The 14,613-nt window shown below is 69.1% G+C and carries 13 protein-coding genes and 2 tRNA genes; 14 read left to right on the top strand and 1 reads right to left on the bottom strand.

Annotated features, from left to right (window positions below):
* Positions 1-201 precede the first annotated feature (201 nt).
* The 9 genes from PX701_RS06830 (at position 202) to PX701_RS06790 (ending at position 8,857) form a co-directional block, all read left to right on the top strand.
* Positions 202-1,833 (top strand): ABC transporter substrate-binding protein, encoded by a 1,632-nt coding sequence (locus tag PX701_RS06830; RefSeq protein WP_231431133.1) that lies wholly within the window; start codon positions 202-204, stop codon positions 1,831-1,833.
* Between the two features lie 95 nt (positions 1,834-1,928).
* Positions 1,929-3,023 (top strand): ABC transporter permease, encoded by a 1,095-nt coding sequence (locus PX701_RS06825; RefSeq protein ID WP_231431132.1) that lies wholly within the window; start codon positions 1,929-1,931, stop codon positions 3,021-3,023.
* 1 nt (position 3,024) lies between these two features.
* Entirely contained in the window at positions 3,025-4,098 is a 1,074-nt protein-coding gene (locus PX701_RS06820; protein ID WP_231431131.1) for an ABC transporter permease, read from the top strand.
* Positions 4,095-5,792: an ABC transporter ATP-binding protein gene (locus tag PX701_RS06815; protein WP_275505854.1), complete on the top strand. Its 1,698-nt coding sequence runs from the start codon at positions 4,095-4,097 to the stop codon at positions 5,790-5,792. The genes PX701_RS06820 and PX701_RS06815 overlap by 4 nt, the downstream gene beginning before the upstream one ends.
* Positions 5,792-6,646 (top strand): ATP-binding cassette domain-containing protein, encoded by an 855-nt coding sequence (locus tag PX701_RS06810; protein WP_231431129.1) that lies wholly within the window; start codon positions 5,792-5,794, stop codon positions 6,644-6,646. Before PX701_RS06815 ends, PX701_RS06810 begins: the two co-directional genes overlap by 1 nt.
* Complete coding sequence (locus tag PX701_RS06805; RefSeq protein WP_231431128.1) at positions 6,643-7,596, top strand: NAD(P)-dependent oxidoreductase; 954 nt, start codon at positions 6,643-6,645, stop codon at positions 7,594-7,596. Before PX701_RS06810 ends, PX701_RS06805 begins: the two co-directional genes overlap by 4 nt.
* 88 nt (positions 7,597-7,684) lie before the next feature.
* A tRNA-Asn gene (locus PX701_RS06800) sits at positions 7,685-7,757 on the top strand.
* Between the two features lie 54 nt (positions 7,758-7,811).
* Positions 7,812-8,555, top strand: coding sequence for an AzlC family ABC transporter permease (locus tag PX701_RS06795; RefSeq protein ID WP_420831066.1), 744 nt, complete (start codon positions 7,812-7,814; stop codon positions 8,553-8,555).
* Complete coding sequence (locus PX701_RS06790; RefSeq protein WP_231431127.1) at positions 8,552-8,857, top strand: AzlD domain-containing protein; 306 nt, start codon at positions 8,552-8,554, stop codon at positions 8,855-8,857. Before PX701_RS06795 ends, PX701_RS06790 begins: the two co-directional genes overlap by 4 nt.
* A 65-nt stretch (positions 8,858-8,922) precedes the next feature.
* On the opposite strand, the gene def is transcribed toward PX701_RS06790, so the two are convergent.
* Positions 8,923-9,489 carry a peptide deformylase gene (gene def, locus PX701_RS06785; RefSeq protein WP_275505853.1) on the bottom strand — a complete coding sequence of 189 codons (567 nt, stop codon included), beginning with the start codon at positions 9,487-9,489 and terminating at the stop codon, positions 8,923-8,925.
* Between the two features lie 40 nt (positions 9,490-9,529).
* Between def and PX701_RS06780 the strand changes: the two genes are divergently transcribed.
* The 5 genes from PX701_RS06780 to PX701_RS06760 all read left to right on the top strand — a co-directional run bounded on the left by PX701_RS06780 (position 9,530) and on the right by PX701_RS06760 (position 14,578).
* Positions 9,530-10,447 (top strand): DMT family transporter, encoded by a 918-nt coding sequence (locus PX701_RS06780; RefSeq protein WP_231431125.1) that lies wholly within the window; start codon positions 9,530-9,532, stop codon positions 10,445-10,447.
* Positions 10,448-10,603: 156 nt separating this feature from the next.
* Positions 10,604-11,851, top strand: coding sequence for a glycosyltransferase (locus PX701_RS06775; protein ID WP_231431124.1), 1,248 nt, complete (start codon positions 10,604-10,606; stop codon positions 11,849-11,851).
* A gap of 10 nt (positions 11,852-11,861) precedes the next feature.
* Positions 11,862-11,935: transfer RNA gene (locus PX701_RS06770), tRNA-Ile, on the top strand.
* A gap of 265 nt (positions 11,936-12,200) precedes the next feature.
* Positions 12,201-12,755 carry a TetR/AcrR family transcriptional regulator gene (locus PX701_RS06765; protein ID WP_275505852.1) on the top strand — a complete coding sequence of 185 codons (555 nt, stop codon included), beginning with the start codon at positions 12,201-12,203 and terminating at the stop codon, positions 12,753-12,755.
* The gene (locus PX701_RS06760) at positions 12,752-14,578 is read left to right on the top strand and encodes an alpha/beta fold hydrolase (protein WP_275505851.1); all 1,827 of its coding nucleotides are present in this window, start codon (positions 12,752-12,754) and stop codon (positions 14,576-14,578) included. The genes PX701_RS06765 and PX701_RS06760 overlap by 4 nt, the downstream gene beginning before the upstream one ends.
* Positions 14,579-14,613: the final 35 nt, after the last annotated feature.

The following is a 14,613-nucleotide window of genomic DNA, read 5'->3' as shown; positions in this document are numbered from 1 at the left end:
ATGCGCGTGGAACAGCGGAATCCGGCGTCCTGAGTGGCATCACGCCGATCCGTTGCGCGGAAGATTGCAGATCAATAAACATTGCGGGCGAGGGAGGCCCGCCAATGCGCCGCGACCGGTCCGTGTGCTAACTCTGGGATACGAGAACGCGCCGTGGACGCCGCGGTGCGCTTCAGTCCTGACAGGAAGAGGTAGACGGATATGACATCCGCATCCAAGAACGGACGCCGCGCGCTCATCGCGGCTGCCGGGCTCTCGGTCGCCACGCTCGCGTTGGCCGGCTGCTCGGCCGGCGGCGGCGACAACGGCGACGGCGCCTCGGGCAGCACGATCACCGTCGGCACCACCGACAAGGTCACCGCGCTCGACCCGGCCGGCTCGTACGACAACGGTTCGCTCGCGGTGCAGACGCAGGTGTTCCCGTACCTGCTGAACACCGACTACGAGAGCACCGACGTCGTGCCCGACCTCGCCGAGAGCGCCGAGTTCACGGCGCCCACGGAGTACACGGTCACCCTTCCGGCGGGGCTCAAGTGGGCCAACGGCAACGATCTCACGTCGTCCGACGTGAAGTTCTCGTTCGACCGCCAGCTCAAGATCGCCGACCCCAACGGCGCATCGAGCCTGCTCTACAACCTCGACTCGGTCGAGACGCCCGACGACACCACCGTCGTGTTCCACCTCAAGGCGGAGAACGACCAGGTCTTCCCGCAGATCCTGACGAGCTTCCCCGGCGCCATCGTCGACGAGGAGTCGTTCTCGGCCGACGCGCTGACGAGCGACGACGACATCGTCGCGGCGAACGCGTTCGGCGGCCCGTACGCGATCAAGAGCTACGACTTCAACAACCTGATCTCGTTCGAGAAGAACCCGAACTACAAGGGCCTGCTCGACCCGGCGGCGACCGACACGATCAACCTGAAGTACTACGCCGACTCGTCGAACATGAAGCTCGACGTGCAGGAGGGCGGCATCGACGTCGCCTACCGCAGCCTCTCGGCGACCGACATCGACGACCTCAAGGGCAACGACAAGGTCAAGGTCGTCGACGGCCCCGGCGGTGAGATCCGCTACATCGTCTTCAACTTCGACACCCAGCCGTATGGTGCGAAGACCGCCGAGGCCGACCCGGCCAAGGCGCTCGCGGTGCGTCAGGCGCTCGCCGACCTCATCGACCGCGACGCGCTGAGCGAGCAGGTCTACAAGGGCACCTACACCCCGCTGTACTCGTACGTCCCCGAGGGCCTGGCCGGCGCGATCGAGCCGCTGAAGGACCTCTACGGAGACGGCCAGGGCGGCCCCGACGCCGAGAAGGCGAAGGCGACGCTCGAGGCGGCGGGAGTCGAGACCCCGGTCGAGCTGCACCTGCAGTACAACACCGACCACTACGGTCCCGGCTCCGGCGACGAGTACGCGCTCATCAAGGACCAGCTCGAGGCGGACGGCCTGTTCAAGGTCGACCTCCAGTCCACCGAGTACGTGCAGTACTCGAAGGACCGCGTCGCCGATGTGTACCCGGCCTACCAGCTCGGCTGGTTCCCCGACTACTCGGACGCCGACAACTACCTCACGCCGTTCTTCCTCATCGAGAACTTCCTGAGCAACCACTACGCCAACCAGGAGGTCAACGACCTCATCCTCGAGCAGGCCGTGACGCCCGACCCGGCAGCACGCACCGCGCTCATCGAGGAGATCCAGAACAAGGTCGCGGCCGACCTGTCGACCGTGCCGTTCCTCCAGGGTGCGCAGGTCGTCGTGACGGGCACCGACATCGACGGGGCCATCCTCGACGGCTCGTTCAAGTTCCGGTTCGCGCCCCTCACCAAGGGCTGAACCGCCGGATAGAGTCGCTTCAGCGATGAAACGGGTGGCCCGCTCATGCGTGAGCGGGCCACCCGACTTCGAGACCCACCCCCGATAGGCGAACATTGACCTCAACGACGACGGCCCCCGCCACCGGCGCCGAGTCCGCACCGAAGCGATCCAAGAGATCCTCGGGCGGTCCCAGCCTCGGCCGCTACATCATCATCCGGGCACTGCTCATCATTCCGACGGTGTTCATCCTCGTGACGCTGGTCTTCCTGCTGATGCGCACGACCGGCGACCCCATCACCGCGAAGTTCGGCGGGCAGCTGCCACCCGACCAGCTCGCCGAGCGCATCCACGCCGCGGGCTTCGACCGGCCGCTCTTCGTGCAGTACTTCGAGTACCTCGGCCAGTTGCTCACGGGCGACTTCGGCACCACGCTCACGAACAACCGCCCCGTCACCGAGGTGCTCTTCACCTACGGCGCCGCCACGATGGAACTCGCGTTCTACTCGCTCATCGTCGCCTTCCTGATCGGCATCCCCGGCGGCCTCATCGCCGCCTACTTCCGCGACAAGGGGCAGGATGCCTCGCTCCGCGTCTTCGCGATCCTCTGCTATGCGACGCCCGTGTTCTTCTCGGGCCTCCTGCTGAAGCTCGTGTTCTCGGTGTGGCTCGGCGTGCTCCCGGTGAACGGGCGCGCCTCGACGGGTGCGACGATCGCGATCGAGACGCTGCCGAATCCGACCGGGTTCTACACGATCGACGCCCTCATGACCGGCGACCCGGCCGTGCTCGGCGACGTGCTCGCGCACGCCGTCCTGCCCTCGATCGCGCTCGGACTCCTGACGGCCGGCATCTTCCTGCGGCTCGTGCGCACGAACGTCATCGGCACCCTGTCGACCGATTACGTCGACGCGGCGCGTTCTCGCGGTGTGAGCGAGTACCGGCTCGTGCGCAAGCACGCGTACCGCCCGGCGCTCATCCCGATCATCACGGTCATCGGCCTGCAGATCGCGCTCCTCCTCGGCGGCGCGGTGCTCACCGAGACGACCTTCGAGTGGAAGGGCCTGGGCTTCATGCTCGCCGAGTTCCTGAAAGCGCGCGACTTCGTCGCGGTGCAGGGCATCGTCGTGCTGCTCGCCGTGATCGTCGCGCTGACGAACTTCATCGTCGACATCATCGCAGCCTTCATCGACCCGAGGGTGAGGTACTGAGATGACCACGGCTTCCATTCCCGCGGTGCCGAAGCGGCGCCTGCGCGACCGCCTGCCGGTCGTCCACCAGCTGCGGCAGAGCGTCGGCCTGCAGCGCGGCATGCTCGTCGCCGGCCTCGTGATCACGGCCCTGTTCGTGCTCACGGCCCTGCTCGCACCGGTCATCTCGCCGTACGGCTTCGCGCAACTGCGCGGGCCCGACGGCCGGTTCGGCGCGCAGCAGCCGCCATCCGCCGAGCACCTGCTGGGCACCACCTCGGGCGGCTTCGACGTCCTGTCGCGCGTGCTCTGGGGCGCCCAGACGGCGTTGTTCGTCATCATCGTCGCCGTCGTGTGCTCGCTGTTCATCGGCGTGCTGCTCGGCCTCGTCTCGGGCTACTTCGGCGGCTGGTTCGACCGAGTGCTCGTCGTCGTGTGCGACGCGATCTACGCCTTCCCGTCGCTGCTGCTCGCGATCTCGCTCTCGATCGTGATCTCGGGCGGTCAGTCGAGCCTCTGGGGTGGCATCCTCGCCGCTGCGCTCTCGATCACCGTCGTCTTCATCCCGCAGTACTTCCGGGTGATCAGGGCCGAGACGGTCCGCATCAAGGCCGAGTCGTACGTCGAGTCGGCGAAGGTGCTCGGTGCGCCGCACGCGCGCATCATGTTCCGGCACGTGCTGCGCAACGCGACCCGAACGCTGCCGCTCATCTTCACGCTGAACGCCTCGGAGGCGATCCTGACGCTCGCCGGCCTCGGATTCCTCGGCTTCGGCATCGAGCCGACCGCAGCGGCCGAGTGGGGCTACGACCTCAACAAGGCCGTGGCCGACGTGACGAGCGGCATCTGGTGGACCGCCCTGTTCCCCGGCCTCGCGATCGTGCTCGCCGTGCTCGGCATCACGCTCGTGGGCGAGAGCCTCAACGATCTCGCCGACCCGCGCCTGCGCGGCCGTCGGCGAGTCGCCCAGTCCGCCGGCGAAGTCGCCGAGACCTCGGTCGTGCCGGGCGGCACGCTCGTCGCCGGCCCCGGCGGCCTGCGCGGACTCGAAGACGAAGCCACCTTCGACGAGCACGGAATCGAGGTCGAGCGATGAGCACGACGAACACGGTCGTCAGCATCGAGCGCCTCGGCGTCTCGTTCTCGACCGACGCGGGCGCCGTGAAGGCGGTCGACGATGTCACGCTGAGCGTCGAGCACGGCGAGGTGCTCGCAATCGTCGGGGAGTCCGGCAGCGGCAAGACCGTGACCGCGAAGACGATCCTCGGGCTGCTGCCCGAGACGGCGACCGCGAGCGGCGCGGTGATCCTGTCGAACAAGGCCGGCACGGGCAAGCACGACATCGTGTCGGTGTCGAAGCGCAAGCTCCGCGACATCCGCGGCGCCGATGTCGCCATGGTCTTCCAGGAGCCGTCGACTGCGCTGAACCCCGTGTACACGGTCGGCTGGCAGATCATCGAGGGGCTGCGCGCCCACTCCGAGATCTCGAAGAAGGACGCGCGTGCGAAGGCGATCGACGTGCTGCGCCGGGTCGGCATCCCCGACCCCGAGACGCGCATCGACCACTACCCGCACCAGTTCTCCGGCGGTCAGAAGCAGCGCATCGTCATCGCGATGGCGCTCGTGCTCGACCCCGGGCTCATCGTGGCCGACGAGCCGACGACGGCCCTCGACGTCACCGTGCAGGCCGAGATCCTCGACCTGCTCCGTCGCTGCCGTGACGAGTTCGACATGGGCATCGTGCTGATCACCCACAACATGGGCGTCGTGGCCGACCTCGCCGACCGCGTCGCCGTGATGTACCAGGGCAAGGTCGTCGAGCAGGCGACCGCCGAGCAGCTGTTCGCGGATCCGCAGGACGACTACACGAAGGCCCTGCTCGCGGCGGTGCCGTACGTCGGCACCGGCACCGCGAAGACCGCGGCCCGCGCTGCGGCCCGCCCCGAGGGCTGGGCCGAGGGGACGCCCGTCGTCGAGGCGAAGGGGCTCGAGATCGCGTATCCGGGCCGATTCGGCCGCCAGGGGTTCCGCGCGGTCAACGGCGTCGACTTCGTGATCCGCCCGGGCGAGGTGCTCGGCCTCGTCGGCGAGTCGGGCTCCGGCAAGACGACGATCGGTCGCGCGATCGCCGGCCTGACGAAGGTCACCGGCGGATCGCTCAGCGTGCTCGGCCACGAGATGAACGGCATCCGCGAACGCGAGTTCCGGCAGGTCCGCAGCCGCATCGGCTTCGTCTTCCAGGACCCGGCGTCGAGCTTCAATCCGCTGCTCACGATCGCGGAGTGCGTGGCCGAACCGCTCGTCGTGCACGGTCGCGCGCAGAACGCGGCCGACGCGCGTCACCGGGTCGACGAACTGCTCGAGGCGGTGCAGCTGCCGCGCGCCTACGGCGACCGCTACCCGCACGAGCTCTCGGGCGGACAACGCCAGCGCGCGAGCCTCGCTCGCGCGCTCGCACTCGAACCCGAGCTGCTCATCGCCGACGAGCCGACGAGCGCGCTCGACGTCTCGGTGCAGGCGCGCGTGCTCGAGCTCTTCGACGAGCTGCAGCGCGAGTTCGGCTTCGCGTCGCTCTTCATCAGCCACGACCTCGCGGTCGTCGACCTGCTGGCCGATCGCATCGCGGTGCTCTATCGTGGGGAACTCGTCGAAGAGGGGACGGGCGCCGAGGTGCTCGGCGCTCCGAGCGATCCCTACACGCAGCGGTTGCTCGCCTCCCTGCCCGTGCCCGATCCGGGTGCCCAGGCCGAACGTCGAGAGGAACTGCGCCGGCTCCGGGAGGCAGACTGATGCACCGCAACGCGCACGGCTATCCGGTCGTGCTGAGCGATCTGTCGATCGAGTACCCGGCGCACGGCGCGAGTCCCGCGCACGTCGCGTTGCACGGCGTCTCGCTGACGGTCGCGCCGGGGGAGGTGCTCGGCCTCCTCGGCAGCGCGGGCAGCGGCAAGTCGACCCTCGCGAAGGTGCTCTCCGGCGTCGCCCTCGAGCCGCGCTCGGCCGAGGTGCGGCCGGTGATCACGGGCGGCGAGGCGACCGTGCTCGGGCACGGCCTGCGCCGCCTGCCCAAGCGCAAGGTCTCGGAGTTCCGGTTCCACGTCGGCTATCTCGCTCAGGACGCCTCCTCGACGCTGCCCTCGGATCGCAGCGTCGCGGAGATCATCGGCGGCCCCATCCTCGAACGAGATCACCGGTACAACCGGAGGGCCCTCGCGACACGCGTCGCGACGATGCTCGACGGGGTGCGCCTGCCGCTCGGCATGCTCGAGAAGTACCCGTTCGAGCTGTCGAGCGGACAGCGCCAGCGGGTGGCACTCGCCCGCGCGCTCGTGCTCGGTCCGTCGCTGCTCATCGCCGACGAGCCGACGGCGGGCATCGACCTCAGCGTGCGCGACGTCGTGGCCCAGCTCATCGGCGATCTCAGCGACCACCACACCTTCTCGGCGGTGATCATCAGCCACGACCTGCCGGTGCTGCGCAGCACCGCGGATCGCATCGCCGTGCTCGATCGTGGCGAGCTCGTCGCGATCGGCACGATCGACGAGGTGTTCGACGATCCGCGGCATCCGTACGTGATGGCGCTGGCCGGCGCGCTCGACGACGGTCACGCGATCACCGACGACCTGGCCGAGCCGCTGGCATGACGGATGCCTCGGGCGCGCGCCGCTCGGGCACGTCGATCGCCGTCGTGCCCGAGGCGGCCCCCGAACTCGTCGCGGCCGTCGAACGCGCGGGCGGGGTCGTCGGGCCGCTCGACGAGCGCACCCGCGGCATCGTGTGGAGCGCCTCGTCGGGCGGCGACGACCTGGCCGAGGTGCTGCGCCGTGCGCCGGGCGTCGAGTGGGTGCAGCTGCCGTGGGCCGGGGTCGACGGATTCGCCGACGTGCTCGCGGGCGTCCGAGGCGACGGCCGCACCTGGACGAGCGGCAAGGGCGTCTACTCGCGACCGGTCGCCGAACACGCGCTGACCCTGACGCTCGCGGCGCTTCGACGCCTTCCTCGGCGAGCCAGGGCCGTCGAGTGGCGTCGCGACGAATCGAGCCGGAGCCTGTTCGGCGCGGACGTCGTCGTCATCGGCGCCGGCGGCATCACCGCGGCGCTGCTGCGGCTGCTCGTGCCCTTCGGGGCACGGGTGTCGGTCGTGCGCCGTCGTGCCGGCGACCTCGAGGGTGCGGCGCGAACCGTGACGACCGATCGGCTCGTCGAGGTCGCGGCCGGCGCCGGTGTCCTCATCGTGGCGGCGGCCCTCACCGACGAGACCCGCGGGCTGGTCGACGCCGACGTGCTCGCGGCGCTGGCGCCCGGTGCGGTCGTCGTCAACGTCGGCCGCGGGCCGATCATCGACACCGACGCGCTCGTGACCGCGCTCGCCTCGGGCCACCTCGGCGGGGCGGGCCTCGACGTGACCGATCCCGAGCCGTTGCCGGTCGGGCACCCGCTGTGGTCCGCGCCCGACTGCCTCATCACGCCGCACGTGGCCGACGCGCTCGCGACGACCCCCGCCCTGCTCGCCGAGCGCGTCGAGCACAACGTGCGCGCGTTCCTCGGGGAGGGCGAATTCGACGGGGTCATCGACCTCGATGCCGGGTACTGACCCGCCCGTCCCTTTCATCCGGTCCGAGGCATCCTCGAATTGGGAGACTGGCCGACCGTTTGCTAGAGTAACGGTGCTGAACAAGCGATCCTCCATAGCTCAATTGGCAGAGCAATCGGCTGTTAACCGATAGGTTCTTGGTTCGAGTCCAAGTGGGGGAGCAAGCGAAAGGCCGCCCGGTGTCCGGGCGGCCTTTCTTCTCTTCGGGAGGCGGCGTGGACGAGCGGGCGGAGGCTTCGGCTGCCGCGGCCGTCGACGCCGCTCGACGCGGGGCGATCCGAGACGGCTTCGCCGTCGGCATCGCGACGGCGGCGTACGGCATCTCGTTCGGAGCCCTCGCGGTCGCCGCGGGGCTCGACGTCTGGCAGACGTGCTTCCTCAGCCTGGTCATGTTCACGGGCGGCTCGCAGTTCGCGCTCGTGGGCGTGCTCGCCTCCGGCGGCGTCGCGGCCGGAGGGTCGGCGATCGCGACGGCGGCGATGCTCGGCATCCGCAACGTCGTCTACGGCATGCGCATGAAGCCGGTCGTCGACGCACCGCACGACGGGCACCGTTCGAGCCTCTGGCGCACGATCGCCGCGGTGTGGATCACGATCGACGAGTCGACGGCGGTCGCGCTGGCGCAGACCGACGATCGCGCCGCGCGCGTCGGATTCTGGGTCACGGGGATCGTCATCTTCATCGGATGGAACCTGACGACCTTCCTCGGCGCGCTCATCGGCGACGCGCTCGGCGACACGAGCGCCTACGGCCTCGATGCGGCGGCCGCAGCCGCGTTCCTCGGCCTGCTCTGGCCGCGCCTGAAGCGGGTGCAGGCCGGCGCCGTCGCCGTCGGCGCCGCGGTGGTCGCGACGATCGCGACCCCCGTGCTCATGCCGGGGCTCCCGGTGCTCGTCGCGGCCCTCGTCGCCGTCGTCGTCGGCTGGTTCGACCTCTTCTCGAGGAAGCGGGCGGCATGACCACGTGGCACATCATCCTCATCGCCTCGGCAGCGACCCTGGCCCTGAAGCTGTCGGGGCACCTCGTGCCCGCAGGCTTCCTCGAGCGCGAGCGTCCGGCGCGCATCGCCGACCTCCTCACGGTGGCGCTCCTCGCCGCGCTCATCGCGGTGCAGACGCTCGGCGCGGGCCAGCAGATCGTCGTCGACGCGCGCGTGCCCGCGCTCATCGTCGCGGCCGCGCTCTACGCGCTCAGGGTGCCGTTCGTGATCGTCGTGTTCGTCGCAGCGGCCGTCGCGGCGGGCATCCGCGCGTTCACCTGACCGGATGCCTCGGGCGACGCCCGCGTGCGCGACCAGCATGCCGCACGAGGCATCCCTCGCGTCGTTCAGCCCTCGAGATCGTCGACCCCGGGCATCCAGGACACGCCCGGCCGGCCCCATCCGAGCTTCTTCGTGATCTTCGCCACGATCTTGCGGTCGGGGTACGACAGCCGGTCGGTGTAGAGGGTTCCGTCGAGGTGGTCGTACTCGTGCTGGAAGATGCGGGCGAGCCATCCGTGCGCGTCGATCTCGAACTCGTCGCCGTCGAGATCGGTGGCGCGCAGCAGTGCGCGATCGGCACGTCGCAGCCCGAACCGCTCGCCGGGGAACGAGAGGCACCCCTCCGACTCCTCGTCGAGGTCGGAGTCGCCGGGAGGGGGCGGCGAGATGAGCAGTTCGGGATTGATGGCGACGCCCCGCCAGCGGTTGCCCTCCTCGTCGACCCAGCCGTACGTGAAGAGGCGGAGGCCGACGCCGACCTGCGGTGCGGCGAGGCCGACGCCGGGCGCCGCGTCCATCGTCTCGAACATGTCGGCCACCAGGCGGCGTACCTCGTCGTCGATCGTCTCGACAGGTTTTGCGGGGGAGTGCAGCACCGGATCACCGGAGATTCGAATGGGGAGCACGGCCATTCGGCAAGGATATCGGGCGGTGAGCAGGTAGGGTCGTTGCGTGAACCCCGACCTGAGCGACCTCGCGGAGCAGATCCCGCTCGACCCTCAGACGTTCATCGGCATCCCGCTCGCGCTGATCGGCGCCGTCTTCCTCTCGCTGGGTGCGCAGTTCCAGCACCGGGGCGTCGTGAAGGTCGAGTCGCACACGAGCGACACGCTCGGCAAGGGGCTCGACCTGCGGCAGCTCGGCCTGCTGCTCGCCCGTCCGTCGTGGGTGCTCGGCACGCTCATGCTCGGGCTCGCGATCGTCTTCCAGCTCGCGAGCCTCAAGTTCGCGCCCATCATCGTCGTGCAGCCGCTCGGCGCGATCGGGCTCGTGATCACGTCGATCGTGAACTCGCGTGTGAATCACGTGAAGCTCAATCACAAGTCGGTGATCGCCATCATCATGTGCGTCGGCGGCGTGTTCCTGTTCGTCGGCGTCGCCGCGTTCACCGCGGTCGACAAGCCCGTGACCGACGCGCAGCTGATCATCATCCTGCTGATCCTGCTCGTGGTGCTCCTGGTCGCACTCGTCACGTTCATCTGGTTCCGAAAGCGGATCCGGGCGATCTACTACGTGATCATGGCCGGCGTGCTCTACGGCTTCGTCGCCACGCTCGCGAAGGTCGTGCTCGGCGCGATCGAGCAGGGCGGGTTCGGCTGGCTGACGGTGCTCTGCATCATCGGACTGCTGTCGGCGACGGCGCTCGGCGCGTACTTCGTGCAGAACGCCTACGCGTCGGGCCCGCCCGACCTCGTCATCGCCGGTCTCACCGTCGTCGACCCGCTCGTCGCGGTCGTCATCGGCATCGCGGTGCTCGGCGAGGCCTCGCAGGCACCGCCGTGGGCGATGGTCGTATACGTCCTCGCCGGTGCGATCGCCGTGTGGGGCGTGTTCCGCCTCGCGAAGAACCACCCCCAGACGCGTCTCTGAGGCGCGCGCAACCCGAACTTCCGACCCGCCGCCGGGCATCCGTCAGGGTGCGCTGCGTAGACTATGGTCGGATTCAGTCCGCCGCGCTCATCGCCTGCGCCGCGGTACTCGACGGGACCGACCGTCCCGCCCAAGAACTGTGAGGAACCACGACCCGTGTCTGACACCCCCGGTGCGAGTACGCCCGCTGGCGCCACGCCCGACCGCCCCCTCAAGATCCTGATCGGCGCCGACACGTTCGCTCCCGACGTCAACGGTGCGGCGCGATTCGCCGAGCGCCTGGCTGCGGGGCTCGTCGAGCGCGGGCACGAGGTGCACGTCATGGCGCCGGCCGCGAGCCGCAAGCACGGCACCTGGAAGGAGGTGCACGAGGGGCAGGAGCTCACGGCGCACCGCCTGCTCAGCTGGCGCTGGTACCCGCATGACTGGCTGCGGTTCGCGCTGCCGTGGCGCATCAAGCAGAACAGCGCCCGGGTCATCGACGAGGTGAAGCCCGACGTCGTGCACTTCCAGTCGCACATCGTGGTCGGCAGGGGGCTCTCGATCGAGGCCGAGAAGCGCGGCATCCGCATCATCGGCACCAATCACTTCATGCCCGAGAACATGCTCGAGTTCACAATGCTGCCGAAGGCATGGCAGGAGTGGGCGACGGGCCTCGCCTGGCGGGCGGCACGACGTTCGTTCGGGCGGGCCGAGGCGGTCACGACGCCGACCCGCAAGGCCGCGCGCTTCCTCGAGGAGCACACCGGCCTCGAGGGCGTGCACGCGATCTCGTGCGGCATCGACGCGCACAAGTACTCGCCGAACTGGGAGCCGCGCACCGAGAACCGCATCCTCTTCGTCGGCCGCGTGACGGGCGAGAAGCAGATCGACGTGCTGCTGCGCGCGGCCAAGCTGCTGCCTGCAGAGCTCGACGTGAAGGTCGAGATCGTCGGCGGCGGCGACCAGCTGAAGAACCTGCAGCACCTCGCCGTGGAACTCGGCATCGCCGACCGCGTCACGTTCACGGGTCGGGTCACCGATGAGGAGCTGCGCGACGCGTATCACCGCGCCACGGTGCTCGCGATGCCCTCGATCGCCGAGCTGCAGTCGATCGTGACGATGGAGGCGATGGCTTCGGCGCTGCCCGTCGTCGCCGCGAACGCCATGGCCCTGCCGCACCTCGTGCACGACGGCGAGAACGGCTACCTGTTCGAGCCGTCGAGCCCCGAAGACCTCGCGGCGAAGCTGCGGAAAGTGCTGGAGGCGCCCGAGGCCGAGTTCCGCGCCCTGAAAGAGGGGTCGATCCGGCTCATCGCCGCGCATGACATCCAGCGCACCATCTCGACGTTCGAGAGTCTGTATCGTGGGAGGCCGGTGACCGATCCGGTCACCGACATCGCGCCGGCCGCATCCTCGGAGTGATCCGGCGCGCGGGGCGGTAGCTCAGCTGGTCAGAGCAGTGGACTCATAATCCATCGGTCACGGGTTCAAGTCCCGTCCGCCCTACCTTAATCGACATGATCAGGGTTTCTTGCCTCGAACAGAGGGGAGGGACTGGCATTCGCGCTTGTCCGCCGAGTGTTCGGTCGAGCGCGCCATGGTGGTGCGTCTGGTGCGGTGGTCGGCCGGACTCGACCGGTCTGGCAGCACTCTCGACCTGTCCGGCACTCCTGAGTGATCTCTCGGCGATTGCAGAAAATATGTAGACCGGTCTATTATCTACGTCATGGCATCCAAAGGAGACCTGACGAAGGCACGGCTCGCAGCATCCATGCTCGAGCTCATCCAGACCAACGGCTATAGCGGCACCGGCCTGAACGCGGTGACTGAACATGCTGCAGCCCCCAAGGGCTCGATCTACTTCCACTTCCCCGACGGGAAGGAGGGCTTGGGGGTCGCAGCGGTCGAACTCGCCGAGAAGCAGTTCGAGACGCTGATCGTGGAGGCGGCAGGGTCCGAGGGCGGTGCGGGCAAGGCCGTTCGCGCCGCGATCGAGACGCTGACGACCATCGTCAGCGACAGCGGCTTCCGACTGGGATGCCCGGTCTCCGTCGTCACCCTGGAGATGGGCGCGGAGAGCGAGCGACTGCGGCATGCCTGCGCCACGGCCTTCGAATCGTGGATCGCCCCGACGTCTGCGCTGCTCGAGGCCAACGGCATCGACGCCGTGGACGCCCGGTCCCTGGCGACGGTCGTCGTCTCGACGATCGAGGGGGCGGTCATCGTCTCTCGGGCCATGCAGAGCACACAGCCCCTGATCTCAGCCGCCGACGTCGTGGCAGAGCTCATCGACCAGCGCTGCCAGGCCGTTGGCGGGGCGCGATGACACCGCATGAGAACTCCCGTCACGCCTTGGTCTTCGGAGCCTCGGGACTGGTCGGCCGGCACCTCGTCCTGACCCTTGCCGAGGCGGGTGCGAACGTCACGGCGGCAGTTCGGACTGCAGAATCCGGTGCGCGTGTCGAGCGATGGCTCAGGAAGCACGGCGTGACACGGAACATCAGCACGACGATCGTCGACTTCGATGCTCCTGAGATCGTCGCGGGAGGCCCATCGACGCTCCCGTTCGTCACCGAGATCCACAACTGCGCCGGGACCTACCGATTCGGGATGACCGCCCACGAAGCACGCAGCGCGAACGTCGGCATCGTCGAGAAGTTGCTCGACTTCGCAGAGGGCCTCCCTCACCTGCAGCGCGTCGTCCACATCTCGGGCTACCGCGTCGGCGGACAGGACCCCACGACCGTCCCCTGGTCGGACGACCACCGCGCCGCGGCCTACAAGGAACTCGGCGCCTACGAAGCGTCGAAGGTGGAATCGGACGCGATCTTCCAGGCCCGAGCCCTGGAGCGTGGACTTCCCTGGACCATCGTCAATCCGTCCAGCGTGATCGGCGACAGCCTGACCGGAGAGTCCGATCAGCACATCGGACTGGCCAGCACGATCGAACAGATCTGGGACGGCAGCGCGGCAGCGCTGCCCGGCGGCGAAGCGACCTTCCTCCCGGTCGTCACGGTCGACTATCTGGCGGCCTTCATGGCGGCGGCAGCCATCGATCCGTCCGCTGCGGGCAAGGCCTACTGGGTGCTCGACGACGACACCCCGCCGCTGGCGGAGCTGCTCACGCACGTCGGCCGGCATCTCGGTGCGAGAGTCCCGCCGGTGCGGATCCCGGTCGGTGTCATCCGACGGCTCCCGCAGCGGATCACCAAGGCAGATCCCGAAACACTCACCTTCATGTCCGCCGACCGCTATCCGACACAGCCCGCCATCGAGCTCGCCGACCGACACGGGATCCCGATGCCCGATGTGCGGGTGTCCCTCGAACGGTGGGCCGACTACCTGGCCGCGCATCGATTCGGCGCCGTGACGACCGACGGGCGTCGATTCGTCGACGCCGGCGGCGTGAGGACATTCGAGCTGGGCGTGCCCGGGTCCAGCCGGGTACTCCTTCCCGGCTTGCCCGTCAACGCAGACACGTGGGCCGAAGTGGCGTCGGGCGTCGGCGCGCGGGTCGTTGACCTTCCCGGACTCGGCCTCAGCGGTGGAACAGGCATCCGAGACTGGGAACAGTGGCTTCCCGCTGTGCTGGGTGGGAGGCCTGCTGACGTCGTCGGCCATTCCATCGGCGCTGCTGCCGCAGTGGTCGCGGCCGACCGGTACCCGGCGCAGGTCGAGTCCCTCACGCTGATCGCACCATTCTTCCTGCAAACCCCGATGCGCGCGTCGGCGAGACTGCGCCCGCTCGTGCGCACCTACTTGCGACACGCCGACCCGGCACGGCTGTCGCACCGGCTGACCGGATCGGACGCGAGCGCGGTCGCGCTCGAATCCAGCGTCAGCGACCTCCGACGACGCAGCGCCAAAAGGGCAGCCGAGCAACTCAGTCGTGCGGGATCGACGCAGTGGCGGGCCGAACTCGTGGAAGCGCTCGGTCGGTTCAGCGGCCCGGTCCGCATCATCACGGGAAGCGATGACCCCCTCACCCCCGCCGCGGTCGAACAGCTCGCAACGCGTACGAACGTCGAGCTGATCTCGGTAGCGGGCGCCGGGCACCATCCGCAACTGACCCACCGCGATGCTCTCGTCGAGCTGCTCAGGTCGACGCCCGCATCGACAATGCAGGCCAAGAGGCGACTGCCGGCCTGATGCAGTGGCGACGTCAGCTCCACGGACACCCCGAG

This window comes from Agromyces chromiiresistens (assembly GCF_029167465.1).
GTDB classification, from domain to species: domain Bacteria; phylum Actinomycetota; class Actinomycetes; order Actinomycetales; family Microbacteriaceae; genus Agromyces; species Agromyces chromiiresistens.
This window is presented reverse-complemented; position numbering and strand designations above follow the sequence as displayed.

What these genes read in the sequence shown, in the direction of transcription:
- PX701_RS06830 (WP_231431133.1), top strand. Translation starts at nt 202, where the DNA reads ATGACATCCGCATCCAAGAACGGACGCCGCGCGCTCATCGCGGCTGCC.
- PX701_RS06820 (WP_231431131.1), top strand. Translation starts at nt 3,025, where the DNA reads ATGACCACGGCTTCCATTCCCGCGGTGCCGAAGCGGCGCCTGCGCGAC.
- PX701_RS06815 (WP_275505854.1), top strand. Translation starts at nt 4,095, where the DNA reads ATGAGCACGACGAACACGGTCGTCAGCATCGAGCGCCTCGGCGTCTCG.
- PX701_RS06810 (WP_231431129.1), top strand. Translation starts at nt 5,792, where the DNA reads ATGCACCGCAACGCGCACGGCTATCCGGTCGTGCTGAGCGATCTGTCG.
- PX701_RS06805 (WP_231431128.1), top strand. Translation starts at nt 6,643, where the DNA reads ATGACGGATGCCTCGGGCGCGCGCCGCTCGGGCACGTCGATCGCCGTC.
- PX701_RS06790 (WP_231431127.1), top strand. Translation starts at nt 8,552, where the DNA reads ATGACCACGTGGCACATCATCCTCATCGCCTCGGCAGCGACCCTGGCC.
- def (WP_275505853.1), bottom strand. Translation starts at nt 9,489, where the DNA reads ATGGCCGTGCTCCCCATTCGAATCTCCGGTGATCCGGTGCTGCACTCC.
- PX701_RS06765 (WP_275505852.1), top strand. Translation starts at nt 12,201, where the DNA reads ATGCTCGAGCTCATCCAGACCAACGGCTATAGCGGCACCGGCCTGAAC.
- PX701_RS06760 (WP_275505851.1), top strand. Translation starts at nt 12,752, where the DNA reads ATGACACCGCATGAGAACTCCCGTCACGCCTTGGTCTTCGGAGCCTCG.